Origin of the sequence: Variovorax sp. 679, from assembly GCF_003952185.1 — a bacterium.
Lineage (GTDB): Bacteria > Pseudomonadota > Gammaproteobacteria > Burkholderiales > Burkholderiaceae_C > Variovorax.
In genome coordinates this window covers 498209-522434 of the sequence record NZ_RXFS01000006.1, presented here as the reverse complement: position 1 = coordinate 522434, position 24226 = coordinate 498209, and the positions used below count along the sequence as shown (strand labels likewise).

Sequence of the window (24226 nt, the reverse complement as noted above, 5' to 3'; positions counted from 1 at the left end):
CGAATATACAGTCTTTGGCCGTTATTGTTAACCAGTCTGCAGCTGGTCGGCACTGCCGGTTCAGCGACGGTCGTGGATCATCCGCCAGACGTTGCACCCGCTCGGGCATGCCAGGCCTGGGGTCGGCTGTGCAGCCGCAACCTGCGACGTGGAGAGGGAGAGATCGGCAGGGTCGCTGCCAGGCGACGGAGTGCCACCCATGACAAGGGCAGTCATGCTGACCGCCACCACTTTTGTAACCATCAACATGATCGTCTCCAGCAGTTGGTCACAAATTCAAGATAGACCCGCCGAAGACAAAAATCGCGGGGATTTACCCTCAAGCCCTCAAGGTGTAGACGGCCCTCCGGGCTTCTCCGGCAGGTCTCCTTCCCGCAGTTTCCGGCCCACCCACATCAATCCCGTCTCGTAGTTCGCGGCGCCGACCTGGATGCCGCCAACAGTCCGGAGCGCACCGGTGCCATCGTCGGTGGCAGGCCCCTCCCCCGTGTACTCGCCAGGAACCAGCAACCGACCCTCCTTCAGGAAATCGGCGATGCGAAGCTCCCGCATGCCGCGACCCCAGTGCCACTGCTTCTTGATGTCGTACGTACTGGCAACGGTCTTCCTGGTTGGATTGGATTTCTTCATATCATCTCGGCCGAATCAAAAAACAGGCGCCAGCATAGCCCGCGCCAATCAAGGCCGGCATGACCTCGGCCCCGTCACCGCGGTCACGTTTGCCCCTGCCCTATTCGGGCGGCGGCTTCCTGGCTTCTTCTGACACCGTCGGCAACGATCCGTGCTCCGTGGCCTCCCCCGCCTCCACATAGTTGAGCTCGACCGGATGAACGATGGAAGGCCTCGGTTCGCCATCGAAGCGGACCAGCACATGCTCGCCGCTTGCGCCAGTGATGATTCCGAACCTTCCCCCGAGCTCGACCCTGCCGCCGCGCCGCGCGGGTACCCTGAAACGGATTCGGATGTACGGAAGACCTACCCGGAAATACTCCACCATGCGAACTCCCTGACTTGTTGTCGACCTGTCGAGGGTGTTGCAAGGGCCTGTCGGGGCCCGCGCAACATCGACGACCGCTCGTCGCAATTTCGTCAAAGTCCCATGGGATGCGTGTCAGCCAGGGCCGATCCCCGCTGACAGCCGCCGGACATTCCGGCAGGCAGGTACAGGTGCGTCGCCGCTGCTCAGCCAGCGTTGCCGAGGGCGCTTTCTTCCGCGATGACCACCTCGTCGACCTCCTCGCGCGGCCCGACGTTCAGGTCTTCGGAGAGTCCCTTCAGCACGACGTAGCCCGCCTGCAGGGCTTCGGCATAGGTGGCGAATCCGGTGGCCGCCTCCATCAGCGGCTCGAACTCCATCGAGTTGTCGAAGGATTCCAGCAGCACCCAGAAATAGTCGCCTGCGTCGTGTTGGTCGACGGTCAGGGCAATGGAGATAAGTTGACCAGCCATGGCGCGGATGGTGGCGCGCCCAAATGACAGGCCCAAGAAGTAACCGTGAACGTTCGGCTTCCGCCCCAGCTTGCCGAACGCTTTGCCCTTCGCGCAACAGGCCTACACGGCTTGATGCCGGATCGGCGATGCTCGGTGCATGCCCATCGCAAATTCACGTCCGCCCTCGCGCATCGGATGGCGCGTCGCCGCGCTGATCTACACGGTCGCGGGCGTCGTCTGCATCCTGAGCTGCGCCATCGCGCCCGACAGCGACGTGAGCCTGCTCGTCGCCATCGCGGGCGGGCTGCCGTGGTCGCTGAGCCTGCTGACGCTCGGCCTGTCGCCCGGCGTGGCCAACGTGGCGCTGCTGATGCTGGCCGCGAGCTGGTTGGTCAACGCCGCGTTGCTGTGGTGGCTGGCGTTGCGCGGGCGCCGACGCTCCGGGCCTTCGCACCCGGCCTAGCGTCTCCCCGGAGAGCGGGATCGCGTTTCGGTGCGATCATCTCGCCCCGAAACGCCGGGCGCGTCGCGCTCCGATACCTCCAACACAAAGGCTTTTCCCCGATGCCCCAAGACCTGCAGCAAGTCAACGCGCCGCTGATCGGCGTTCCCGGCGGCCGCCATCTGCTCGACACTCCCGCCCTGCTGATCGACCTGCCCGCGATGACGCGCAACATCGAACGCATGGCCGCCTTCGCGAAGGCGCGCGGCGTGAACCTGCGACCGCACGTGAAGACGCACAAATCGGTCGAGATCGCGCGACGCCAGGTGGCGGCCGGCGCCATCGGCGTGAGCTGCGTCACGATGGGCGAGGCGGAGGTGATGGTCCAGGGCGGCATTCCGGGCGTGCTCATCACCTCGCCCGCGGTCACGCCGAGCAAGATCGCAAGGCTCATCAAGCTGGCGCAGCGGGCGCGTCCGGGCGACGTGATGGTGGTGGTGGACAACCCGCAGAACCTGGCCGACCTGGCGCGCGCGGCGAGCGAACTCACGCACCCGCTCGACGTGCTGGTGGACTACGGCGCCGGCTACAACAGAACCGGCTGCGCCACGCAGGCGAAGGTGCTCGAGCTGGCCGCGCTGGTGGCCGCCGAGCCGCGCCTGCGGCTGCGCGGGCTGCAGTCGTATGCGGGCAACCTGCAGCACATCGTGGCGCGCGACGAGCGCAGCGCGGCGGCGGCCGGCCTGCGCGAAACCGTGGCGGGCATCGTGGCGGCCGCAAGGCGGCAGGGCCTGAACTTCGACATCGTGACGGGCGCAGGCACCGGCACGCACGATCTCGATTCGCAGGAAAACGCCTTCACCGAACTGCAGGCGGGCTCGTACGTGTTCATGGACGCCGAATATGCGCGCGTGCTGGCCAACGGCGACCAGCCCTCGCCCTTCGAAACCTCGCTGTTCGTGCAGACGGCGGTGGTCAGCACGAATGCGGCCGACTGGGTGACGGTGGACGGCGGCACCAAGTGCTTCTCGACCGACAGCGGGGTGCCACTGGTGGCCAAAGGCGCCGATGCCGCCAGCCGCTACGCCTTCTTCGGCGACGAGCACGGCAAGCTGATGCCTGCCCTGGCCTCGCAGGCGCCTAAGCCGACGCTGGGAGCCCGGGTGGAATTCGTCACTCCGCACTGCGACCCGACGGTCAACCTGCATGACGCCTACCACGTGGTCGAGGGCGGCACACTGGTCGCCATCTGGCCGGTGGACGCGCGCGGCAGGCGATAGCAGAAAAGGTCGTCATAAGAAAACGCGAAAAGCGTATTTCACAAGCGCCGCGCGGCGGGGGACAGTCGGAAGCCTGTCCCTTTCTTTCCGGGCGCCCTTCCGGGGCCGCCCCGCCTCCATGGAATCCATCCAAGCAACGACGCGGCCCGCATCGCCGGCGCCCGGCGTGCAAGCGCCCTCCTCGCAGCAGCTTGCAGCCCGCTTCCGCCCGATCTTCCAGCGCATCGCCGAAGGTGCGGCGCAGCGCGAGAACCAACGCGAACTCGCCTACGAGCCCGTGGCCTGGCTCAACGCCGAACGCTTCGGCGCACTGCGCGTGCCGCTCGAACACGGCGGCCTGGGCGGCTCGGTGGAGCAGCTCTACGACCTGCTCATAGAACTCGGCGAGGCCGACTCCAACCTGCCGCAGATCCTGCGCGCGCACTTCGGCTTCATCGAACGGCTGTTCGCCGAGATCGACCCTGCCCTGCACGGGCCGTGGATGCGCCTGGCGGCCGAGGGCGTGATCTTCGGCAACGCCACCACCGAGCTCGGCGAGGGCCCGCTCGGGGCGCTGCAGACCACGCTGAAGCGCGACGGCGACACCTGGCGGCTCGACGGCGACAAGTTCTACAGCACCGGCACGCTGTACGCCGACTGGATCTCCGTCTCGGCCCAACGCCTGAACGACGACGGCAGCAGCGACCGCGTGATCGCGCTCGTGCCGGCCGAGGCGCAGGGCGTGGAGCGCGTGGACGACTGGCGCGGTTTCGGCCAGCGGCTGAGCGCCTCGGGCACCACGCGCTTTCGCAATGTGCGCGTGAAACCCGAGAACGTGCTGCTGTACGTGCGCGATCAACCCACGCCGCTGACTGCGCACTTCCAGCTCACGCACCTCGCCACGCTGGCGGGCATCGCGCGCGCCATCGTGCGCGACGCCGTGGCCTTCGTGCAGCCGCGCAAGCGCATCTACAGCCACGGCAGCGGCGACACGCCGCGCGAGGATCCGCTGGTGCAGCAGGTCGTCGGCCAGCTCGCGAGCACGGCTTTCGTGGCGGCCTCGACGGTACAGGCCGTGGCGCGCGGCCTGGGCGAGGTCGACCGCTTCCGCCAGCGCGGCGAAGCGGTGCCCGAGAGCCTGCTGTTCGAAGTGGAGCTGAACACAGCCAAGGCACAGGCCGGCATCATCGACGCGGTGCTGCAGGCGGGCGCGCGGCTCTTCGACGTCGGCGGCGCCTCGGCCCTGCAGGAAGACCGGCGACTCGACCGGCACTGGCGCAATGCGCGCACGCTCGCGTCGCACAACCCGACCATCTACAAGGGTCGCGTGGTGGGCGACTACCTGCTGAACGGATCGAGGCCGACTTTCTATTGGGCGGTGGGAAGCGCCTGAAGTCCCGGCCGCAAGGACGGAAACCCGATCCGGTTTCTGGAGCAGGCCGACGCACCGAACACACCGGGCGCCGGCGTGCTCTTCAGGTGCGACTGAAGGACAGGAGCAGCCGGGGCCGCGTCGTCAGACGCGCGGAAGCGCCGCCAGGAAAGTGGACACGACGATCGCCGCGGCCCGGTCGAGCTGCAGGATGTCCGCCACGTCGAAGGCGTGCGGCGCGGTGCGTCCACTCGAGCCGAGTGGCTTGCGGATCTCGACAAGAACTTCGGCCGCCAGTTCGCGGTCGCTGCGCGGCCGGCCGTCGGGGTGCATCACCCATTCATCGACTTGATCGAATGGAATGCTGCGGAAGACTCCCACGATGGGGATGTACTTGTAGCGATCCTCGCCCACCAGGATGGGCACGCTGAGGTTACAGAAAAACGTGGTCGTCGACATGCAGGATCGCCGTCGCTAGCAAAGCTATCAATTGTTAATGAGTGCGCTGTCTGGAGCCATCCTCCGATGGAGCTATCAGAGGAAGAGACGTGACCTTCTGCACACAAATTGCCTCCATCCTCATCGATTCTCGCGTCAAAACAACCACTTTATTCTTACATAAAGATACACCGAATGGAATTTCTGATGTTTTCGGCTGTTTTGGCCCGGATTGAAGGGCCGGCCGAACGACAGACACAGGCGTAACCACGCCTGCGGAGGGATGGGGATGCGAGGGTGCGCGAAGAACGGCGCCGGCAGACAGGGGAATTACCCGGCCGCCCGTTCACCCGGCAGCGACAAATGGCGCGGGGCCGGCACCTCGGCCGGCCTTCCGGCAGGAATCAGGCTGGCGCGCTGAAACGCGGCGCACGCCGCTCGATGTTGGCCTTCACGGCCTCGGTCTGGTTCGGGCTGCCGATCAGGGCCTTCTGCTCGACCGACTCGGCCATCAGCAGCTCCGCCGCGCCCAGCGAAAGAGAGGCGTTCAGCAGTCGCTTGCCGGCGCGGATCGCGTCGGGGCTCTTGAGCGCGATCTCGTGCGCCATCTGCAAGGCCTCGGCCAACGGGTCGGCCGCGACGCGGGTGGCGAAGCCGATGCGCAGGGCTTCCTCGCCCGAGAAGATGCGGCCCGTGAAGGTGAGCTCGCGCACCACGTCGCTGCGCGCGAGCTCGCGCATCAGCACCATGCCGGCCATGTCGGGCACGAGGCCCCACTTGATCTCCATCACCGAGAGCTTCGTGTCGGGCGCGACGATGCGGATGTCCGCACCCAGCGCCACCTGAAGCCCGCCGCCGAAGGCCACGCCGTGCACCGCGGCGATGACCGGCACCGGCACCTCGCGCCAGACCATCGCCACCTGCTGCGCCGCGTTGGAGATGCCGTGGGTGCGTATCACCAGGTCGGCACCGGCCGCCCCCTCGCCCAGCACGCCGGCACCCGCGTCCTGCTGCTGCATGCGCTCGAAAGAAGCCATGTCGAGCCCCGCGCAGAAAGCCTTGCCGCGCCCCGAGATCACCACGGCGCGCGCCGCCTTGTCGCCGCGCAGCGCCTCGCCGGCCTCGATCAGCGCATCGAACATCGCCGGGTCGAGCGCGTTCATCTTGTCGGCGCGGGCGAGCTGCAGTTCCACCACGCCGTCGGCGTGGCGGGTCCATTCGATGCGGTCGGTCATTCGATGTCTCCTGGGCGGTTGCCGCGCCAGTATCGCCGGGTGCGGCCTCAGGCGATGATGGCGGCTGTCGCCTACACAACACCCCACTCGCCATGACCCTGGACCGCCGCAGCTTTCTTCTTCAATCTGGTTCGGCCGCCGCCGTGGTGGCGCTGTTCGGCCAGGGCTGCGCGGTGCCTTCGCCATCCTCGACCGCGCTTCCCGGCAGCGTGCTGGGCTTCACGGGCGTACCGGCCTCCCTGCGCGACGGCATCGTCGTGCCGCCCGAGTACGAGTGGCAGCTGCTCTACCCCTGGGGCACGCCCACCGGCGTCACGGGCCGCATGCCACCCTTCGCGCCAGATGCCCGCAACAGCGCCGAAGACCAGGCTGTGCAGGCCGGCATGCATCACGACGGCATGCACTTCTTCGCGCTCGACGCGAGCGGCGACCGCGGCCTGCTGGTGATGAACCACGAATACACCGACGAGCAGCTGCTGCACACCGATGGCGTCAAGGAATGGACCGCCGAGAAGGTGCGCAAGTCGCTGCACGCCATGGGCGTCTCGGTGATCGAGGTCCGGCGCAGCGGCCAGGGCTGGCAGCAGGTGCAGCCCTCGCCTTTTGCGCGCCGCGTGCACGGCAACACTGCGATGCGCATCGCCGGCCCCGCCGCCGGCACGCCGCTGATGCGCACCGCGGCCAATCCGGCGGGTGACGCGGTGTTCGGCACCTTCGCCAACTGCGCGATGGGCGTCACGCCGTGGGGCACCTACCTCACCTGCGAGGAGAACTTCCACGGCTACTTCGGCGGCCCGAAGGAAGCGGCCCGCAATGCCACGCCGGCGCAGCGCCGCTACGGTACGGTGGCCGGATCGCAGTGGGTCGAGTACTGGCGCTTCGAGGAGCGCTTCGACCTGAGCCGGCACCCGAACGAGCCGCACCGCTTCGGCTGGGTGGTCGAGATCGACCCCTTCGACCCGACGGCCACGCCCGTCAAGCGCACCGCGCTGGGCCGCAAGCGGCAGGAAAGCGCCACCTGCACCATCGCGAAGGACGGCCGCCTGGTGGTCTACATGGGCGACGACTCGCGCTTCGAGTACATCTACAAGTTCGTCAGCCGCGACAAGGTGCGCCCCGGCACCGATGCGGCCGCGCGCGCCGCCAACCGCCACCTGCTCGACGAAGGCACCCTCCACGCCGCGCGCTACGACACCGGCGGCCGGGGAAAGTGGCTCGAACTCACGCACGGCCGCGACGGCCTCGATGCGGCGCACGGCTTCGCCGACCAGGCCGAGGTGCTGATCCACGCACGACTGGCGGGCGACATCGTCGGCGCCACGAAGATGGATCGCCCCGAGTGGATCGCCATCCACCCGCAAAGCGGCGAGGTCTACGTCACGCTCACCAATAACAGCCAGCGCGGCGACGCCGGCAAGCCCGGCCCCGACGCGGCCAATCCGCGCACCAACAATCTCTTCGGCGGCATCCTGCGCTGGCGCGAGGACGGCGGCGACGCCGCTTCCCCCGGCTTCTCCTGGGACCACTTCGCGCTCGCGGGTGATCCGGCGCAACCCGGCAGCGGCGCACGCTATCCCTCGGGCGATGCCGACATGTTTGGCGCCCCCGACGGCCTGCACTTCGACAAGGGCGGCCTGCTCTGGATACAGACCGACCTCAGCGGCCAGGTGCTCGGCAAGGCTCCCTACACCTCGCTGGGCAACAACCAGATGCTGTGCGCCGACCCGGCCTCGGGCCGCATCAAGCGCTTCCTGACCGGACCCAACGGCTGCGAGATCACCGGCTGCGTGGTCACGCCCGACCGGCGCACGCTGTTCGTCAACATCCAGCATCCGGGCGAGGCGCGCGACGACGGCGACACGAAGCACAACAGCGCCTGGCCCGACGGCGCCGAGCCGGGCAGCGCGCGGCCGCGCTCGGCGACGCTGGCGATACGCCGGCGCGATGGCGGTATCGTCGGCACCTGAGACAAACAGGCAGAGAAAAAAGGGAAAACCATCATGAGCATCCGCATCGTCCGCCTCGGCACTCCACGCGCCCCCGACGAAGGCTTGCGCGTCGGTACCGTGCGCCGTCCGCCGCGCGGCGTTCCGAAGACCGAGTTCGCCTCGCAGGACTGGTACGACGTGTGGTACCCGAACCTGGCGCCCTCCGTCGAGACGATGAAACAGGCTCAGGAAGCCCAGAAGGAGGAATCGCCCGCGCAGTGGAACGCCTTCGTGCGCAAGTTCAAGGCGGAAATGGCCGAACCCGATGCGAGCCGCAGCCTCGACCTGCTGGCCGCGCTGTCGCATGGTGCATCCCTGTCGGTCGGCTGCTACTGCGAGGAGGAATCGAAGTGCCATCGCTCCGTGCTGCGCAGCCTGCTGGCCGAGCGCGGCGCGAAGATCGTCGACTGACGGGCTTGTTCAGACCATCGGCGCGCCGAGGAACACGGGCAGGTTCTCGGCCTGCGCCGAATACGCGGCGAGCGCCGGAAACTCGGCTGCAGAGACGGCATCGGGCGTCACCAGCTGCGTGAAGGCCCAGGCCACGGCCACCGAGACGCCCGCTTGCGTCATCGTCCTTTCCTTCGCGGACAACGGTGCCTCCACCATCTCGCGCTCGAGCGCCGAATACGCGGCGCAGAGCTGGCTCTGCACGCGGTCCATCCACGGCTGGTGCAGCTTCTCGGCCGGGCGCAGCTTGCGCTCGTAGACGATCTGCACGGTCTTCTCGCAGGCCGCCAGCGCGAGCCCCGTAAGGCGCAGCGTGCGCAGCCTCTGCGCCAGGTCGGCCGGCATCAGGCTGCGTCCGCTCAGGGCCTCCGCGTAATCGACGATCAGCGTCGAATCCATCAGCACCGAGCCGTCGTCGCAGACCAGCGTGGGCGCCTTCACCACCGGGTTGATGGCGCCGAACTGCTCGAAGGTGCTGAAGACGGAGATCGAGCGATGCTCGAAGGAAAGGCCGAGCAGGCGCAGCGAAATGGCGGTGCGCCGCACGTAGGGCGAGTCGAGCATGCCGACGAGTTGCATTGTTTCTCCTGAAGAAGGGAGGCTCACGATACCGGCGGCACGGCGCATGCTGAATGGCAATCCATCGAAAATCGCGGGCCCGAACCGATCGATCATCGGCGGCCCCGTGCCTGCCCGCCCTCCGGACTTCACATGACCATCGACAAGAAAGACCGCCTGATCCTCGAAGCGCTGCAGACCGATGCGCGCCAGAGCCTGGCCGCCATCGGCAAGCGCATCGGCCTCTCGCAGCCGGCCATGAGCGAGCGCGTGCGCAAGCTCGAAGAGGCGGGCGTGATCGAGGGCTACGGTGCGCGCGTCAACCTGCGCGCGCTGGGCGTTGGCCTGCAGGCCATCATCCGCGTCGACACCACGCACGCAGGCATTGCCAGGTACCTGAAGCTGTTCGAGGCCATGCCCGAGGTGCTGAGCGCCGACCGCGTGACCGGCGAGGACTGCTTCTTCGTGCGCTGCGCGATCGCCGAACCGGCCGACCTGGAGCGCGTGGTGGACGCGCTGGCGGTCGACGGCTCGGTGACCACATCGCTGGTGCTGTCGAGCCCGGTGAACAAGCACGTCACCGTGCGCGCGGCCAAGCCGCCGAAGAAATGACCGAGCGGGCCGCCGCTCAGCGCTGCGCCTTGTCCTTCTGGTTCTGCGCCTCGATGCGCTCGCGCGCGGCCAGCCAGTCGGCGTCGCTCCACTGGCGCAGCTCGTAGAAGTTGCCGCCGGTGGCCAGCGCGTTGCCGCCGTCCATCATGATGCTCTGGCCCGTGAGCCAGTCGCACTGGCCGGGCGCCATCAGGAAGGAAGCGAGGTTCTGCAGCTCGCTCATGCGGCCGGTGCGCGCCATCGGGTTGTTCTGCTTGCTGCGCGCGCCGGGCTCCTCGCCGGGGTTCAGGCGCTTGCTCATGCCCTCTGTCGGGATCTCGCCGGGGCCGACCGCATTGAGGCGGATGCCGTGGCGCGCCCATTCGACCGCAAGCGACTTGGTCATGACCTCGATGCCGGCCTTGCTCATGGCCGAGGGCACGACGTAGGGGCTGCCGTTGTCGACCCAGGTGACGATGATGCTCATCACGCTGCGGAAGGCGTCGCCCTGTTTCCACTCGCCGGATTTCGCCTGCGCCACCCAGCGCTTGCCCACGGCCTGCGTCACGTAGAAGCTGCCGTGGAACACGATGTTGGCGATGGCGTCGAAGGCGCGCGGCGAGAGAGCCTCCGTGGGCGAGACGAAATTGCCCGCCGCGTTGTTGACCAGCCCCGTGAGGCCGCCGCTCTGGAACAGGCTCTCGACCATCTCGTCGACCTGCTGCGCGATGCGGATGTCGACGCCGAAGGTGTCGATGCGCCGGCCTGGAAACTGCTGCCGCCATTCGGCCGCCGTCTCCTCGCAGACCGACTGGCGCCGGCCGCAGATGGCCACGTCGGCGCCGAGGCTCAGGAAGCGCTCGGCCATCGCGCGGCCAAGGCCGGTGCCGCCGCCGGTCACGAGGATGCGTTGGCCGTTCATGAGGGAAGCTTCAAACATGTTTCGTCTCCTTGGTCGATGGAGCGGCGGCAGGGAAGAAGGAAGCAAGACAGCGCCGCCACTCGCCCATGCTACGCGCGCACCGGCGCGGCGGCTTGCGGGAAGTGGCTTCGGGGCACGGGCGAGAATGCGCGAAACGAATTCCCCGGAGACCAGGACCGATGCCGAGTACCGCCAGCCCAGCCGCCGACCACACCGCCCCGCTCGAAGGCGTTCGCGTCCTCAGCCTCGCATTGAACCTGCCCGGCCCCGCCGCGCTGCTGCGCTGCCGCGGCATGGGTGCCACCTGCCTGAAGCTGGAGCCGCCGGGCGGCGACCCGATGGCGCTCTACAACAAGCCCGCTTACGCGGCGCTGCATGAAGGCATCGCCATCGAGACGGCCGACCTGAAGACCGACGCGGGCCAGCAGCAGCTGCATGCCGAACTCGCGCGCACCGACGTGCTGCTGACCTCGTTCCGCCCCTCCGCGCTGCGCAAGCTCGGTCTCGACTGGCCTGCGCTGCAGGCGCGCCATCCGTCGCTGTCGCAGGTCGCCATCGTCGGCGCGCCGGGCGAACGCGCCGAGGAGCCGGGCCACGACCTGACCTACCTCGCCGAAAGCGGCCTCGTCACCGGCACCGAGCTCCCGCCCACGCTCTACGCCGACATGGGCGGCGCCCTGCTCGCGAGCGAGGCGGTGCTGAAGACCATGCTGCTGCGCTCCCGCAAGCCGGGCGGCGTGTACCTGGAAGTGGCGCTGAACGCCTCGGCCGACTGGCTCGCCCTGCCCCGCACCTGGGGCCTGACGCAGCCTTCGGGCGCGGTCGGCGGCGCGCATGCCGGCTACCGCGTCTACCCCTGCGCCGACGGCCGCGTGGCCGTGGCCGCGCTGGAGCCGCATTTCGCGGCCCGGCTCTGCGAGGCGGCGCAGATCGCTTCGCGCGACATGCTGGCGCCAGCCACGCGCGGACAGCTGGCCGCATGGATCGCGACGCGCACACGCGCCGAGCTCGAAGCCATGGCCCGCGAGCGCGACGTGCCGCTGCTCACGCTGGCCGACTGACTCGGCGGCCTCAGCGACCGGGCCCGTCGCGCTGCCGGTCTTCGCGCTTGAGCGCCAGGTAGGTGTCGAGATCGATCTCGTGCAACTGGCGCGGGTACTGTTCGGCCGCCGCGAACCAGCGGCGCTGGCGGCGCTCTGCCTGGTCCGCCCCCGGTGCCGAGAGGTAGGCGTCCAGCGTCAGGAAGTAGCGCATCGCGTTGCGCTCCACCAGCCCGCGCAGGCCGCGGATGTAGTCGGGCTGGCCTTCCGGCGTCTTGCCGGTCACGGTGAAGCCCACCTTGTCGCTGCCGAAGGTCGCCAGGTAGGCCATGGTGCCGAGCCGAACCACGGTGTTGTGGTCGTAGCTGTAGCTGAAGTGCAGGAAGCTCTTGCGCTCGTCGAGCGCCACGGCCTCCAGCGTGACGCGGTAGTTGCTGGTGCCCAGCGGGCCGGTCTCGGCCGACAGTTCGACCAGCAGGTGCTCGGGCGTGGCGCTGGACACCTTGTAGACGAAGGGCAGCTCGAAGGCCTGGTCGATCGGCTTGTCGTAGCGGCGCACCACATAGAGCGTCAGCATCTCGCGCCCCTGCGGCCCGCTGGCCGTGCGGCAGCGCCGGTTGTTGATGTGCAAGGTCAGCACGTCGCACCAGTGGGCCGACCCTTTGAGCGCTGAGCCGATGTCCGCGAGCGGATGCTCGACCACTGCGTAGACGTCGCCCTGCAGGCCGTCCGCGGTTTCCATGGAGTCGAGCTGCACGGGGCGCCCGAAACTGCTGCGCTCGAGCTTGTCGCTCAGGCGCTGGTGGGTGGCGCGCAGCGCCTGGGCGGAAGCGTTTTCCGGCGCGGCCGCGAGCGATTGCTGCACCGGGGAAACCGCGAGCAGCAGCACCGCGGCCAGAGTGCGTGTCCATGAAGCCGGCGAGTGGGGCGAACTGCTCATGGGGCCACACCATACAACGGACTGCCCCGCCCTCGCCTTCAGTCGGACTGCAAAGGCTTGCTGCGCCGCACCAACAGCAGCATGGCGCCGGCCAGCAGCAAGGCTCCCGCCCACTGGCGCGGTGCCATCGGCTGCGAGAGCAGCGCGGCGGCCAGCAAGGCGGCCACCAGCGGCTCGATCAGGGTGCCGACCACCGCGGCCGTCGGCGACAGGCGCCGCGCACCCCAGGCAAAGGCAAGGTAGGCCACCGATGTGGTCACTACGCCCGTGTAGCCCACGCCCAGCCACTGCGCGCCACCGACCGGCCAGGTGATGCCGCCGGGCCATGCGACGGCAAGCATGCACAGCGCCGCGACCGTCATGCCCCAGGCCGAAGCCGTGACGGCGGGCACCCGCGCCGGCATGCGCGCGTTGCCCAGCACCACCATCGCATAGCAGAAGGCCGAACCGAAGGACCAGGCAAGGCCAAGCGCGTGCCCCGGCGCGAGCGGGCCCCATCCTCCGGCAGGCATCACCAGCAGCAGCACGCCCGCCAACGCAAGCAGCAGGCCCGCGAGCAGCCTCGCACCGAAGCGCTCGTAGCCGCGCAGCACCGACACCAGCGCCACGATCACCGGCGCGCAGCAGATCGAGATCACCGTCGGCAGCGCCGCGCCCAGGTATGCGATGCCGGCGAACCAGCAGCTCACGTTGAGCGCCATGGCGGCGCCCGTGGCCAGCATCTGGAAGCGCTCGCGGCCGGCAAGGTCAGCCCAGCCGGTGCCGGGCACAACGGGCGCCCGCCAATGCAGCCACCACAGCAGCGGCAGCCCGAGCGCGAAGCGCGCCAGCGACAGGCTCCGCGGCGCGACGCCGCCATCGATCAGGAATTGCGCCACCAGCGCCCCGCCGCCCCACAGGGCGCCGGCCAGCAGCACGCCGCCCCAGGCCAGGGCGGCAGACGTTCTTGCGTTCATTGTTGAAAGTTCTCCATGACGCCCGCCACGGCCGATCGATCGGGGATCGGCAACAGAAGGCAGGCGTGACCATCCGAGCCACCGGCCGGCCCTGGGGCACGAACGGCGGCGACCACTTGCGGGCCTGAGCGCGGCGCTGGAAGCGCGCGTCAGCTGCGGGTCGGGGGAGGAGGAGAACGGTACAGGGCCATGTGGCGTATCTTAGGCTTCCACTCTTTTTTCGAGGAAGCGCAGATGCCACTCGTACGGATCGATCTTTCCAGCGACAGCCCCGAGACCTTGGGCCCGGCCATTGGGGATCTCGTCTACCAGGCCATGCGGGACACCATCAACGTGCCGGAAGACGACAAGTTCCAGGTCATCGCACGGCACGAGGCGAAGAACCTGGTGCATCCGGCGAGCTACCTCGGCGTTGCCTACTCGCCGGGCTTCGTGCTGATCCAGATCACGCTGAATCACGGACGGACGACGGAGAAGAAGAAGGCCTTCTACAAACGCGTAGCCGACGACCTGCACAGCCAGCTGGGCATCCGGCGCGAGGACGTGTTCATCAACCTCGTCGAGGTGTCGAAGGAGAACTGGTCCTTCGGCAATGGGGAGATGCAGTACGCCTAGCGGCAGGCGCCGCTGGCGACTCAACCCGCGTCAGCGCGGCTTGCGGATGCTGCCGCGCACCGGGCCGGCAGCCTTGCGCGATGCGGTGCCCGAGCCGTTGTCGCGCGGCGGCAGGCCGGTGTGCTGCGTGAGGATGCGGCCCTTCGAGGGCTTCACCGGCGCGAGCTTCACAGGCGCCGTCTTGCTGGCGGCCGGCACGGCCGTCGAGTTCTTGCGCCGCGCGCTGGTGTAGCCGCCGTCGGTCAGCGGCTGCCACGTCGGGATGAGGTGATGCTTGCCGTTGCCGATCAGGTCGGCACGGCCCATCGACTTCAGCGCCTCGCGCAGCAGCGGCCAGTTGTTGGCGTCGTGATAGCGCAGGAAGGCCTTGTGCAGGCGGCGGCGCTTGTCGCCGCGCACGATGTCCACCGTCTCGCTCTCGCGCGTGATCTTGCGCAGCGGGTTCTTGTTGGTGTGGTACATCGTCGTGGCCGTGGCCATCGGGCTCGGATAGAACGTTTGCACCTGGTCGGCGCGGAAGCCGTTCTTCTTGAGCCAGATCGCGAGGTTCATCATGTCCTCGTCGCTGGTGCCCGGGTGCGCGGCGATGAAGTACGGAATGAGGTACTGCTTCTTGCCCGCTTCGGCCGAGTACTTCTCGAACATCTGCTTGAACTTGTCGTAGCTGCCGATGCCGGGCTTCATCATCTTCGTGAGCGGGCCCTGCTCGGTGTGCTCGGGCGCGATCTTGAGATAGCCGCCGACGTGGTGCTGCACCAGTTCCTTCACGTACTCGGGCGACTGCACGGCGAGGTCGTAGCGCAGGCCGGAGCCGATGAGGATCTTCTTGATGCCCTTCAACGCGCGCGCCCGGCGATAGATCTTGATGAGCGGGTCGTGGCTGGTGCTGAGGTTCTGGCAGATGCCCGGGTAAACGCAGCTGGGCTTGCGGCAGGCGGCCTCGATCTCGGGCGACTTGCAGCCGATGCGGTACATGTTGGCCGTGGGGCCGCCGAGGTCGGAGATGGTGCCGGTGAAGCCCTTCACCGAATCGCGGATGGCCTCGACCTCCTTGATGATCGAATCTTCCGAGCGGCTCTGGATGATGCGGCCCTCGTGCTCGGTGATCGAGCAGAAGGTGCAGCCGCCGAAACAGCCGCGCATGATGTTCACGCTGAAGCGGATCATTTCCCAAGCCGGGATCTTGGTCGCGCCGTCGTGGCTGCCGTTCTCGTCGGCGTAGCGCGGATGCGGGCTGCGCGCGTACGGCAGGTCGAACACGTGGTCCATCTCGGCCGTGGTGAGCGGGATGGGCGGCGGGTTGATCCACACGTCGCGCGCCGTGGTGCCCTCGCCGTGCGCCTGCACCAGCGCACGGGCGTTGCCGGGGTTGGTTTCCAGGTGCAGCACGCGGTTGGCGTGCGCATAGAGCACCGGGTCGCTGCGCACCTGCTCGTAGGCCGGCAGGCGGATCACCGAGCGGTCGCGCGGTGGAACCTTGGTCTTGCCCTTGCCCTGCAACGCCGGGTTGGGTACGAAGTTCAGCGGCTTGATGGCCGGGTTGACCACCGAGCCCGCGGCCGACCCGGCGGCTTCCGCAGCCTTGGCGACGGCTTCGGCCTCATCTTCCTTCGCGCAGGTGGCGCCGTTGGCCTTGGCCTGGTCGGACACCATCAGGTAGGGGTTGACGTGCGCCTCGACGCGGCCGGGTTCGTCGACGCTGGTGGAGTTGATCTCGAACCAGCCCTCCGGCGTCTCGCGCCGCACGAAGGCGGTGCCGCGCACGTCGGTGATCTGCTGCACCGGCTCCTTCGCGGCGAGGCGGTGCGCGATCTCGACGATGGCGCGCTCGGCGTTGCCGTACAGCAGCAGGTCGCACTTCGAGTCGACCACGATGGAGCGGCGGACCTTGTCCGACCAGTAGTCGTAATGAGCGATGCGGCGCAGCGAGCCTTCGATGCCGCCGAGGATGATCGGCACGTCGTTCCAGGCTTCCTTGCAGCGCTGCGAATACACGATGGCCGCGCGGTCGGGGCGTGAGCCGCCGACGTCGCCGGGGGTGTAGGCGTCGTCGCTGCGGATCTTCCGGTCGGCCGTGTAGCGGTTGATCATCGAATCCATGTTGCCGGCGGTCACGCCGAAGAACAGGTTCGGCTTGCCCAGCGCCTTGAAGGGCTCGGCGCTCTGCCAGTCGGGCTGGGCGATGATGCCCACGCGGAAGCCCTGCGCCTCCAGCATGCGGCCGATGACCGACATGCCGAAGCTGGGGTGGTCGACGTAGGCATCGCCCGTGACCACGATGATGTCGCAGCTGTCCCAGCCGAGCGCTTCCATTTCCTTGCGCGAGGTCGGCAGGAACTTGGCCGTGCCGAAACGGGCCGCCCAGTACTTGCGGTAGCTGGTCAGCGGCTTGGCGGCGCGAGCGAAAAAGGAGACGTCGACGGGGGCGTTCATCGGTGGGAGTTGACAGCGCCGTGGAAGCGCCGTTGTGGGCAACCCTCGATTTTAGGGTTTTCCATCATGTCTGTCGCTAAGTGGCATCCCGCGCCGGGCCTTCCTTTCTCATTCAATTGATTGCCAAAGTCAAACATCTGAATGACAATGGCAACCATGTCAGCAGTTTTCCCCTCCGTCGACCCTGCCGCCGTCAAGGCGATCCGCCAGTTCAACCGCTTCTATACCCGCCGTATCGGTGCCCTCGACCCGTATCTCGGCAGCGCCATGTCGCTGACCGACGTGCGCGTGCTCTACGAGCTGGCGCACCGCGAGGTGGCTGTGGCCAGCGAGATCGGCCGGGACCTCGGCCTGGACGCGGGCTACCTGAGCCGCATCCTGCGCCGCTTCGAAAACGAGGGCTGGCTTACGCGCGAACCCCATCCGCGCGATGCCCGCCAGAGCGTGCTGCGCCTGACCGAGGCCGGCCACGCCGCTTTTGCGCCGCTGCAACAGAAATCGCGCGAAGAGGCCACCGCCCTGCTTGCTTCGCTCGCGCCGCCGCAGCGCCAGCAGCTGGTGCGGGCCATGGGCACGGTGCAGTCGCTGCTCGAGCCCGAATCGATGCCTGCGAAGACCCAGGCCGCCGTCCTGCGCGACCCGGCACCCGGCGACATCGGCTGGGTGGTGCAGCAGCACGGCGAGATCTACGCGCGCGAATACGGCTGGAACAGCACCTTCGAAGCGCTGGTGGCCGGCATCGCGGGCGAGTTCCTGCTCAAGTTCCAGCCCGAGTGGGAGCGCTGCTGGGTCGCCGAACTCAACGGCGAGCGGGTGGGCTCGATCTTCGTGGTGCGCAAGTCGGCCACGGTGGCGCAACTGCGCCTGCTGATCCTCACGCCCGCCGCGCGCGGACTGGGCCTGGGCGGCAAGCTGGTGGACGAATGCATCGCCTTCGCGCGCCTCAAGGGCTACAAGAAGATGGTGCTTTGGACCAACAGCTGCCTGCTGGCCGCGCGCGGCATCTACGCCAGCCGCGGCTTCCAGCTCACTGGCTCCGAGCCGCACGAGGGCTACGGCACGCCGCTCGTGGGCGAGACCTGGGAATTGAAACTGTAGTGCCAGGAACACCGCGGAACCGGCTTTGCCGGGCCGCAGGTGTTGCCCCCGGGCAGGGGATTGGCGTAGCGACACGAAGTGCGCGCAGCCTGGGGGCGAGCAACAGCTATTGCATGAACCAGCCGTGGCTCACCACGAGCGACTGGCCGGTGAGCGCATTGGTGGGGAAGCCTGCGAACAGCAGCGCCACACGCGCCACGTCTTCGGTGGTCGTGAACTCGCCGTCGACCGTCTCCTTCAGCATCACGTTCTTGATGACCTCCTGCTCGGTGATGCCCAGCGTCTTCGCCTGCTCGGGAATCTGCTTCTCGACCAGCGGCGTGCGCACGAAGCCCGGGCAGATCACGTTGGCGCGCACGCCGTGCTTCGCGCCTTCCTTCGCGACCGTCTTGGCCAGGCCGATGAGGCCGTGCTTGGCGGTCACGTAGGGTGCCTTCAGCAGCGAGGCTTCCTTGGAGTGCACGGAACCCATGTAGATCACGCTGCCGCCACGGCCTTGCGCGTACATGTGCTTCAGGCAGGCCTTGGTGGTGAGGAAGGCGCCGTCGAGGTGAATGGCGAGCATCTTCTTCCAGTCGGCAAAGCTGAACTCTTCCACCGGGTGCACGATCTGGATGCCGGCATTGCTGATGAGGATGTCGATGCCGCCGAAGGCAGCCGCGCCCTCTTCCACCGAGGCGTTGACCTGGTCTTCGTTCGTCACGTCGACGCCCACGCCGATGGCCTGTGCGCCCGTGGCCTTGAGCTCCGCGGCGGTAGCGTCTGCAGCTTCCTTGTTGAGGTCGGCGATGATGATCTTCGCGCCTTCCTGCGCGAACAGGATGGCGATTTCCTTGCCGATGCCGCTGGCCGAGCCGGTGATGTAGGCGACCTTGTCCTTGAGTTGCATGGTGATGTTCCTTGAGGGTTGGGGTTGGAAGGCTGACGGCGGAAAAAGCCGCCAGCAAGAATCAGGCGAGATAGTCCTGCTCGACGGTACCGAGCGCGAGCGTCATGTCCGCGATGTAGTGCACCGCCGATTCGAACTTGCGCACCGGCAGGTCGGCCACCGGCGCCAGCGCGTGCGGATGCAGTTCGAGCGAACCGGGCCCGCCCCACGCACCGTGCAGCGTCACGTCGACCATGTGATAGCGCACCAGCTCGCAGATGCGCGCCGTGCCGTCGACATGCGGAATGATCTTGAGCAGGAAGTTCGGCTGCGCAATGCCCGCGAGGATGGGCGCGGGGTCGAGCGCGCGATGCTTGAAGCCCATGGTGGCCTTGGCCACGCGCACCTTGCCGTAGTCGAGCGTGCCGACCACCACGTCGGTCTCGTAGTCGAGCACCGGGGAGGCGAGCTTCTTCGGAAAGCCCCAGAGCTCGCGGCCGCCGGCAATGGGCGGATGGTCGTTCAGGTACATGGCATGCACGTACGAGCCCTTCTCCACGCCCTTGTCAGTGCGCAGCTGCACCGGAATGACCTGGCCCGACTCGGTGTAGTCGCCGAAGCCGGTCGAATCGGGCATGCGGATGAACTCGTACTTGACCAGCGGCTCGACCACTTCGAGCGGCTCGGGCACCACGGCGCGCAGCGCGTCCATGTCGGTGCGGTACGTGAGGATGAGGAATTCGCGCCGCACGAAGCGGTACGGGCCGGGCGGAAAGGCGGGGCTGGTCAGCGGCATCGCGAATGCCGTTCGTCGCACGTCTTCAATGTTCATGATGAAAACATTTCCTCCTGTTGAAGCGGTGAAGTGACGGCCCAGTCTGGCGCTGGTTTCTTAGCTGGGGCTGAATCGCCGCCGATCGCCCCGGCGATTCATCGCGAAAGGCCAGGCCGCTTGACGCGCCCCGAGCCGTGCTCGCCGAGGTCGAAGGTGGTCACGCCATTGACGGTTGCGTCGGCACGCAGGGTTTCGGGGTGGGCCAGCGTCACGCGCATGTCGCGCGCGCCCGCCTCCCAGTGCTCTTCGACCGCTGCGCGCGAGAACTCGTAGTCCTTCGACTCCAGCTCGTAGGGCTTGTCGCGGTAGATCAAATGGAAGATGTCGATGGGCTCGTGCGTGAGTTCCGACTGCACCGCAAGCACGCTCGGGTCCTTGCGCAGGTTGGCCGGCAGCTTGGAGATCAGGTCTGCAATCGCCTGCTGCAGGTTCATGTTGGCCGCCATCGCATCGGTATTCATGCGCGTGCGGCTCGAGTAGGTGATGTCTTTCTGTCGCTCCATCACGCCGGCCATGTTGTGCGGCATCTCGCCGCGCGCATTGAACAGGTCGACCTGCAGAACCACCAGCGGCTCGGCGCGCGGATGCGTGTCGAGCACGTACTGCAGCGGCGTGTTCGACACGATGCCGCCGTCCCAGTAGTCGTCGCCGTCGATGCTCACGGGCGCGAAGCCCGGCGGCAGCGCGCCGCTGGCCATGATGTGCTCGGGCCCGATGAGCTGGCGCGTGTTGTCGAAGTACACCGAGTTGCCGGTGCGCACATTGACCGCACCCACGCTGAAGCGGGCCTCGCAGGCATTGATGCGGTCGAAGTCGACGAGGCGCTCCAGCGTGGACTTCAGCGGGGATGTGTCGTAGTAGCTCAGCAGCGGTGCCGCGCCGCCCATCAGGAAGGCAGGCGAATAGCGCGGCTCGAAGAAGCCCGGGATGCCCACCAGCGAGGCCATCGTGGCGCTGTACTGGTTCTGCATGGCCCGGTCGCCCAGCCACGAAGGCAGGCGCTGCGAAGGCCCCGAGGACACCAGGTGCCAGAACTCGCGCAGCCGGTCGACACGCTTTTCAGGAGTGTTGCCCGCGATCAGCGCGGCATTGATGGCGCCGATGGAAACGCCCGCGATCCAGTGCGGCTGCAGCTCGGTTTCGCTGAGCGCCGCATACACGCCGGCCTGGTAGGCGCCGAGCGCGCCCCCGCCCTGCAGCACCAGCGCCTTGCGGGCGGTGCGCATGTCCTCGCGGCGCGAGGCGAAGGGGTCGAGGGGCTTGGAGGCGGCACGGGTTTTCTTCTTCGGTGGTGTCGTCGTCATGCGTTCATTTGACATCAGCCCCGAGACGCCAACCTGACGAGGGACTTATCCAGGGGCTGTGCCCCTGGAACGAAGTCACATCTTCGGCAACATCTGCCCGCGGATCTCGCCGCCGGGGTTGGCGGCCGTGTGGATGTTGGCGTACCACTTGCCCGCCGACAGGTCGGCAGCCTGCGCCGGCGTGAGCGTGGCTTGGCCCTCGATCGGGCTTGCCGGATTGGCGAAAGGCAGCACCACGCCGGCATTGGCGCCCGCGGCGGCCGGGCCGTGGAAGTGCGCCATGGTGGCCGGGCCGCTCAGGCCGGTGTAGGTGATCTTGTACTTGAGCACGTTGGTGTCGCGGTCGAGCCAGGCCTCGGCCATGCCGCTGCCGCGCGTCATGTTGGGCGGGACTTCGCTGGCTGCGTTCATCGCGCCGCTGAAGCTCGCGACGTTCGACTTCGACATCATTCCGCAGCCGACCAGTGCGGCACTGGCCACCCCGGTAACGAGGGCTGCGCGCAAAAAGGTGCCATATTTGGTCATGAGCTTGATCTCCTGAGTAATGAAAGCCTCCACAGCATAGGCAGCGCGGAGGGCCTGTCTTGTCGGCCACCACCCCGACTTTGATGGCTGCCGAAGGGCCCGGAACGGCGGCAAGAGGCTGAAAGAGAATGCAACGATGACTTCCACCTACCTCCCCACCGCCCGCAACGTGGTCGATTTCTGGCGCGAAGCCGGCCCCGACCGCTGGTTCGCCAAGAACGATGCCTTCGACGCCGACTTTGCCCTCCGCTTCTCGCAAGCCCACCAGGCGGCAGCCCGCGGCGAACTCGACCATTGGGCATCCGATGCCGAAGGCGCGCTGGCCCTGCTGGTGCTGCTCGACCAGTTTCCCCGCAACACCTGGCGCGGCAATGCGCACATGCTGGCCACCGACGGCAAGGCGCTGGCCGTGGCGAAGCAGGCGATCGAGGCGGGCTTCGACCGGCAGTGCGAGCCCGTGCTGCAACGTTTCTTCTACCTTCCGTTCATGCACTCCGAGGTGCTGGCCGAGCAGGAGCGATCCGTCGAACTCAACGCCGCGCTCGACGACAACACGCAACGCTATGCCGTGCTGCACCGGGACATCGTCGCGCGCTTCGGCCGCTTTCCGCACCGCAACAGCATGCTCGGGCGAAGCACCACGGAGGAGGAGCAGAAGTTTCTCGACGAAGGCGGCTTCGCCGGCTGAGCCCGGGCTTCGGGCTCAGGCGTCGTTCTGCGGCAGGGGCAGGTCGCGCGTGGGCGACGGGTTCAGGTCGGCGATGCCCTTCGTGTCCTTCATCGAGCCGTAGGTGCGCGCATAGACCCAGGTGAACTCGGCCCCCAGCAGGAAGATCTGCGCCGAGTAGTACACCCACACCAGCACCACCACCAGCGAGCCAGCCGCGCCGTAGCCCGAGGCCACGCTGCTCTTGCCGATGTACAGGCCGATCAGGTGCTTGCCCACGGTGAAGAGCAGCGCCGTCACCGCCGCGCCCACCCACACGTCGCGCCACTGCACCCTGGCGCGCGGCATGATCTTGTAGATCATCGCGAAGATCGCCGTCACCATCGCGAAACTGAAGACGAAGTTGACGGCCTGCGCCGTCGTCTCCCAGGCGCCGAACACCGGCGACCACCACTTGCCCAGCGCCGCGAGCCCGGCGCTCGCCACCAGCGACACCATGAGCAGGAAGCCGATGCCCATGATCATGCTGAACGACAGCAGCCGCACCCGCAGCATGTTGAACAGCCCCTTGTTCTTGGTGCGGGCCGGCGCACGCCAGATGCGGTCGAGCGCGTCCTGCAGCTCGCCGAAGACGGTGGTAGCGCCCACCACCAGCAGCCCGATGCCGATCACCGTGGCGACGATGCCCTCGGCCGGCTTGTTGACCGCCTTCAGCATGCCCTGCACCGCCGCGGCGCCCTGCTCGCCCATCAGGCCCGAGAGCTGCGCGAAGATCTCGCCGCGCGCGGCCTCCTGCCCGAAGACCAGGCCGGCCACCGCGATCACGATCAGCAGCAGCGGCGCGATCGAGAACACCGTGTAGTAGGCCAGCGCCGCGCCCATGCTCGGGGCGTAGTCGTTCGACCAGGAGTTGAAGGCCCGGCGACAGAGATCGAAGAGCGCGCGCAATTGCGTGACCATTTGCGTGACCATGCTGGAATGTCCTCCGTGAAGCCGCCCGGCACCGCGTTGTCGCAGCGGTGCCCGGCATGTTGAAAGCATGCCTACGATAATCGCTCGACATGCAACCGTCTCCCCCCGCAGCTCATCCGCAGTCGCCGCGCGACCTCTTCGTCTCGTTCACATGGCTTGCACTGCAGGGCTTCGGCGGCGTGCTCGCCATCGTCCAGCGCGAGATGGTCGAGAAGAAGAAATGGCTCACGCCCGAGCAATTCCTCGAGGACTGGGCCGTGGCGCAGGTGATGCCGGGGCCCAACGTGATCAACCTCGCCCTGATGATCGGCGACCGCTACTTCGGACTGCGCGGCGCGCTGGCCGCCGTGGCGGGCATGCTGACCATTCCGCTGGTCGTGATCCTCGCGCTGGCCGTGCTGTATGCGCACTACGCCGGCAACCCGCAGGTGGCGGCCGCGCTGCGGGGCATGGGGGCGGTGTCGGGCGGGCTGATCGCCGCCACGGGCATCAAGCTGGTGCCGCAGCTGCGCAAGCACCCGCTGGGCTTCGCGACCTGCCTGGCCTTCATGGCGCTGGTCTTCGTGTCCATCACCGTGCTCAAGATACCGTTGGGCTGGGTGCTGCTGGTGGTCGGTGGCGTGGCGTGCGTATGGACGTGGAAGAGGATTCCGGCATGACCATCGCGATGCAATGGCACGACTGGCTGGCCCTCTTCGGGCAATACATGCTTCTGTCGCTGCTGTCGATCAGCGGCGCCATCACCACGGTGCCCGACATGCACCGCTACCTCGTGGCGCAGCACGGCTGGCTCACCGACGCACAGTTCAGCTCCTCTGTCGCCATCGCGCAGGCAGCGCCCGGACCCAACGTGCTGTTCGTGGCGCTGATGGGCTGGAACGTCGGGCTCAACGCGGGCGGGGGCATCGGCGCCGGGCCGCATGCGTGGCTGCTCGGCTTCTTCGGGCTGATGGTCACCATGCTGGGCATCATGCTGCCGAGCACCACCCTCACCTACTTCGCCACCCGCTGGGGCCACCGCAACCGCACGCGGCGCGAGGTGCGTGCCTTCAAGCAGGGCATGGCGCCCGTGGTGGTGGGCCTGCTGATCGCCACCGGCTGGGTGCTGGCGGCAGGAAACCACGCCGGCGATGCGCCCGCCTGGCACCTGTGGCTGCTGACCGGCGCGGCCGCGCTCATCGTCTGGCGCACGCGCATCCACCTGCTCTGGCTGCTCGGCGCCGGTGCGGTGCTGGGCGCCGTGGGCTTCGTCTGATCCGTCTTCCTCATCCCCTTCAACAGGAACAC

27 protein-coding genes are annotated in these 24226 nt (G+C 67.8%); 12 read left to right on the top strand and 15 right to left on the bottom strand.

Features of this window, described 5'->3' with window-relative positions; translation table 11 throughout:
- Positions 1–327 precede the first annotated feature (327 nt).
- The 3 genes from EJO71_RS18385 to EJO71_RS18375 all read right to left on the bottom strand — a co-directional run bounded on the left by EJO71_RS18385 (position 328) and on the right by EJO71_RS18375 (position 1449).
- Positions 328–630 (bottom strand): hypothetical protein, encoded by a 303-nt coding sequence (locus tag EJO71_RS18385; protein WP_125949654.1) that lies wholly within the window; start codon positions 628–630, stop codon positions 328–330.
- Between the two features lie 100 nt (positions 631–730).
- Positions 731–997 carry a hypothetical protein gene (locus EJO71_RS18380; RefSeq protein ID WP_125949655.1) on the bottom strand — a complete coding sequence of 89 codons (267 nt, stop codon included), beginning with the start codon at positions 995–997 and terminating at the stop codon, positions 731–733.
- Between the two features lie 185 nt (positions 998–1182).
- Positions 1183–1449: a hypothetical protein gene (locus EJO71_RS18375; protein WP_125949656.1), complete on the bottom strand. Its 267-nt coding sequence runs from the start codon at positions 1447–1449 to the stop codon at positions 1183–1185.
- 139 nt (positions 1450–1588) lie between these two features.
- Here EJO71_RS18375 and EJO71_RS18370 point away from each other — a divergent pair, with 139 nt between their 5' ends.
- The 3 genes from EJO71_RS18370 (at position 1589) to EJO71_RS18360 (ending at position 4525) form a co-directional block, all read left to right on the top strand.
- Complete coding sequence (locus EJO71_RS18370) at positions 1589–1894, top strand: hypothetical protein (RefSeq protein WP_125949657.1); 306 nt, start codon at positions 1589–1591, stop codon at positions 1892–1894.
- Between the two features lie 101 nt (positions 1895–1995).
- Positions 1996–3153: a DSD1 family PLP-dependent enzyme gene (locus tag EJO71_RS18365; RefSeq protein WP_125949658.1), complete on the top strand. Its 1158-nt coding sequence runs from the start codon at positions 1996–1998 to the stop codon at positions 3151–3153.
- A 118-nt stretch (positions 3154–3271) separates the two neighbouring features.
- Complete coding sequence (locus tag EJO71_RS18360) at positions 3272–4525, top strand: acyl-CoA dehydrogenase family protein (RefSeq protein ID WP_125949659.1); 1254 nt, start codon at positions 3272–3274, stop codon at positions 4523–4525.
- 123 nt (positions 4526–4648) lie between these two features.
- On the opposite strand, the gene EJO71_RS18355 is transcribed toward EJO71_RS18360, so the two are convergent.
- Both EJO71_RS18355 and EJO71_RS18350 read right to left on the bottom strand, forming a co-directional pair.
- Positions 4649–4963 carry a hypothetical protein gene (locus EJO71_RS18355; RefSeq protein ID WP_093201457.1) on the bottom strand — a complete coding sequence of 105 codons (315 nt, stop codon included), beginning with the start codon at positions 4961–4963 and terminating at the stop codon, positions 4649–4651.
- Between the two features lie 383 nt (positions 4964–5346).
- Positions 5347–6177, bottom strand: coding sequence for a crotonase/enoyl-CoA hydratase family protein (locus tag EJO71_RS18350; RefSeq protein ID WP_125949660.1), 831 nt, complete (start codon positions 6175–6177; stop codon positions 5347–5349).
- A gap of 92 nt (positions 6178–6269) precedes the next feature.
- Between EJO71_RS18350 and EJO71_RS18345 the strand changes: the two genes are divergently transcribed.
- Complete coding sequence (locus EJO71_RS18345) at positions 6270–8144, top strand: PhoX family phosphatase (RefSeq protein WP_125949661.1); 1875 nt, start codon at positions 6270–6272, stop codon at positions 8142–8144.
- 33 nt (positions 8145–8177) lie between these two features.
- Positions 8178–8576 (top strand): DUF488 family protein, encoded by a 399-nt coding sequence (locus EJO71_RS18340; protein ID WP_125949662.1) that lies wholly within the window; start codon positions 8178–8180, stop codon positions 8574–8576.
- A gap of 9 nt (positions 8577–8585) precedes the next feature.
- On the opposite strand, the gene EJO71_RS18335 is transcribed toward EJO71_RS18340, so the two are convergent.
- Complete coding sequence (locus tag EJO71_RS18335; RefSeq protein ID WP_125949663.1) at positions 8586–9194, bottom strand: glutathione S-transferase; 609 nt, start codon at positions 9192–9194, stop codon at positions 8586–8588.
- Between the two features lie 132 nt (positions 9195–9326).
- Between EJO71_RS18335 and EJO71_RS18330 the strand changes: the two genes are divergently transcribed.
- Complete coding sequence (locus tag EJO71_RS18330) at positions 9327–9785, top strand: Lrp/AsnC family transcriptional regulator (RefSeq protein ID WP_125949664.1); 459 nt, start codon at positions 9327–9329, stop codon at positions 9783–9785.
- Between the two features lie 16 nt (positions 9786–9801).
- Here the strand turns inward: EJO71_RS18330 and EJO71_RS18325 are convergent, their stop codons facing one another.
- Positions 9802–10704, bottom strand: coding sequence for an SDR family oxidoreductase (locus EJO71_RS18325; protein WP_125949665.1), 903 nt, complete (start codon positions 10702–10704; stop codon positions 9802–9804).
- Between the two features lie 161 nt (positions 10705–10865).
- Between EJO71_RS18325 and EJO71_RS18320 the strand changes: the two genes are divergently transcribed.
- Positions 10866–11747 carry a CoA transferase gene (locus EJO71_RS18320; protein WP_125949666.1) on the top strand — a complete coding sequence of 294 codons (882 nt, stop codon included), beginning with the start codon at positions 10866–10868 and terminating at the stop codon, positions 11745–11747.
- Positions 11748–11757: 10 nt separating this feature from the next.
- Here EJO71_RS18320 and EJO71_RS18315 read toward each other — a convergent pair whose 3' ends face one another.
- Entirely contained in the window at positions 11758–12666 is a 909-nt protein-coding gene (locus EJO71_RS18315) for a hypothetical protein (RefSeq protein WP_125949667.1), read from the bottom strand.
- Positions 12667–12704: 38 nt separating this feature from the next.
- Positions 12705–13622 carry a DMT family transporter gene (locus EJO71_RS18310; protein WP_125949668.1) on the bottom strand — a complete coding sequence of 306 codons (918 nt, stop codon included), beginning with the start codon at positions 13620–13622 and terminating at the stop codon, positions 12705–12707.
- Positions 13623–13856: 234 nt separating this feature from the next.
- On the opposite strand from EJO71_RS18310, the gene EJO71_RS18305 reads away from it, so the two are divergent.
- Complete coding sequence (locus tag EJO71_RS18305) at positions 13857–14237, top strand: tautomerase family protein (protein ID WP_125949669.1); 381 nt, start codon at positions 13857–13859, stop codon at positions 14235–14237.
- A 30-nt stretch (positions 14238–14267) separates the two neighbouring features.
- Here EJO71_RS18305 and EJO71_RS18300 read toward each other — a convergent pair whose 3' ends face one another.
- Positions 14268–16670, bottom strand: a complete 2403-nt coding sequence (locus EJO71_RS18300; protein ID WP_125949670.1) for a YgiQ family radical SAM protein — start codon at positions 16668–16670, stop codon at positions 14268–14270.
- Positions 16671–16817: 147 nt separating this feature from the next.
- On the opposite strand from EJO71_RS18300, the gene EJO71_RS18295 reads away from it, so the two are divergent.
- Positions 16818–17768 carry a helix-turn-helix domain-containing GNAT family N-acetyltransferase gene (locus EJO71_RS18295; protein ID WP_125949671.1) on the top strand — a complete coding sequence of 317 codons (951 nt, stop codon included), beginning with the start codon at positions 16818–16820 and terminating at the stop codon, positions 17766–17768.
- Between the two features lie 106 nt (positions 17769–17874).
- Here EJO71_RS18295 and EJO71_RS18290 read toward each other — a convergent pair whose 3' ends face one another.
- The 4 genes from EJO71_RS18290 to EJO71_RS18275 all read right to left on the bottom strand — a co-directional run bounded on the left by EJO71_RS18290 (position 17875) and on the right by EJO71_RS18275 (position 21300).
- Positions 17875–18657 carry a 3-hydroxybutyrate dehydrogenase gene (locus EJO71_RS18290; protein ID WP_019653083.1) on the bottom strand — a complete coding sequence of 261 codons (783 nt, stop codon included), beginning with the start codon at positions 18655–18657 and terminating at the stop codon, positions 17875–17877.
- Between the two features lie 61 nt (positions 18658–18718).
- Positions 18719–19468: an acetoacetate decarboxylase gene (locus EJO71_RS18285; protein ID WP_125949672.1), complete on the bottom strand. Its 750-nt coding sequence runs from the start codon at positions 19466–19468 to the stop codon at positions 18719–18721.
- 98 nt (positions 19469–19566) lie between these two features.
- Positions 19567–20775 (bottom strand): patatin-like phospholipase family protein, encoded by a 1209-nt coding sequence (locus EJO71_RS18280; RefSeq protein WP_240651413.1) that lies wholly within the window; start codon positions 20773–20775, stop codon positions 19567–19569.
- A gap of 75 nt (positions 20776–20850) precedes the next feature.
- Positions 20851–21300 carry a CHRD domain-containing protein gene (locus EJO71_RS18275; RefSeq protein ID WP_093201492.1) on the bottom strand — a complete coding sequence of 150 codons (450 nt, stop codon included), beginning with the start codon at positions 21298–21300 and terminating at the stop codon, positions 20851–20853.
- A gap of 136 nt (positions 21301–21436) precedes the next feature.
- On the opposite strand from EJO71_RS18275, the gene EJO71_RS18270 reads away from it, so the two are divergent.
- Entirely contained in the window at positions 21437–21988 is a 552-nt protein-coding gene (locus EJO71_RS18270) for a DUF924 family protein (RefSeq protein ID WP_125949673.1), read from the top strand.
- 15 nt (positions 21989–22003) lie between these two features.
- On the opposite strand, the gene EJO71_RS18265 is transcribed toward EJO71_RS18270, so the two are convergent.
- Positions 22004–22927, bottom strand: a complete 924-nt coding sequence (locus EJO71_RS18265; RefSeq protein ID WP_125950105.1) for a YihY/virulence factor BrkB family protein — start codon at positions 22925–22927, stop codon at positions 22004–22006.
- Positions 22928–23028: 101 nt separating this feature from the next.
- On the opposite strand from EJO71_RS18265, the gene EJO71_RS18260 reads away from it, so the two are divergent.
- Both EJO71_RS18260 and EJO71_RS18255 read left to right on the top strand, forming a co-directional pair.
- The gene (locus EJO71_RS18260; protein WP_125949674.1) at positions 23029–23598 is read left to right on the top strand and encodes a chromate transporter; all 570 of its coding nucleotides are present in this window, start codon (positions 23029–23031) and stop codon (positions 23596–23598) included.
- Entirely contained in the window at positions 23595–24194 is a 600-nt protein-coding gene (locus tag EJO71_RS18255) for a chromate transporter (protein WP_125949675.1), read from the top strand. The genes EJO71_RS18260 and EJO71_RS18255 overlap by 4 nt, the downstream gene beginning before the upstream one ends.
- Positions 24195–24226: the final 32 nt, after the last annotated feature.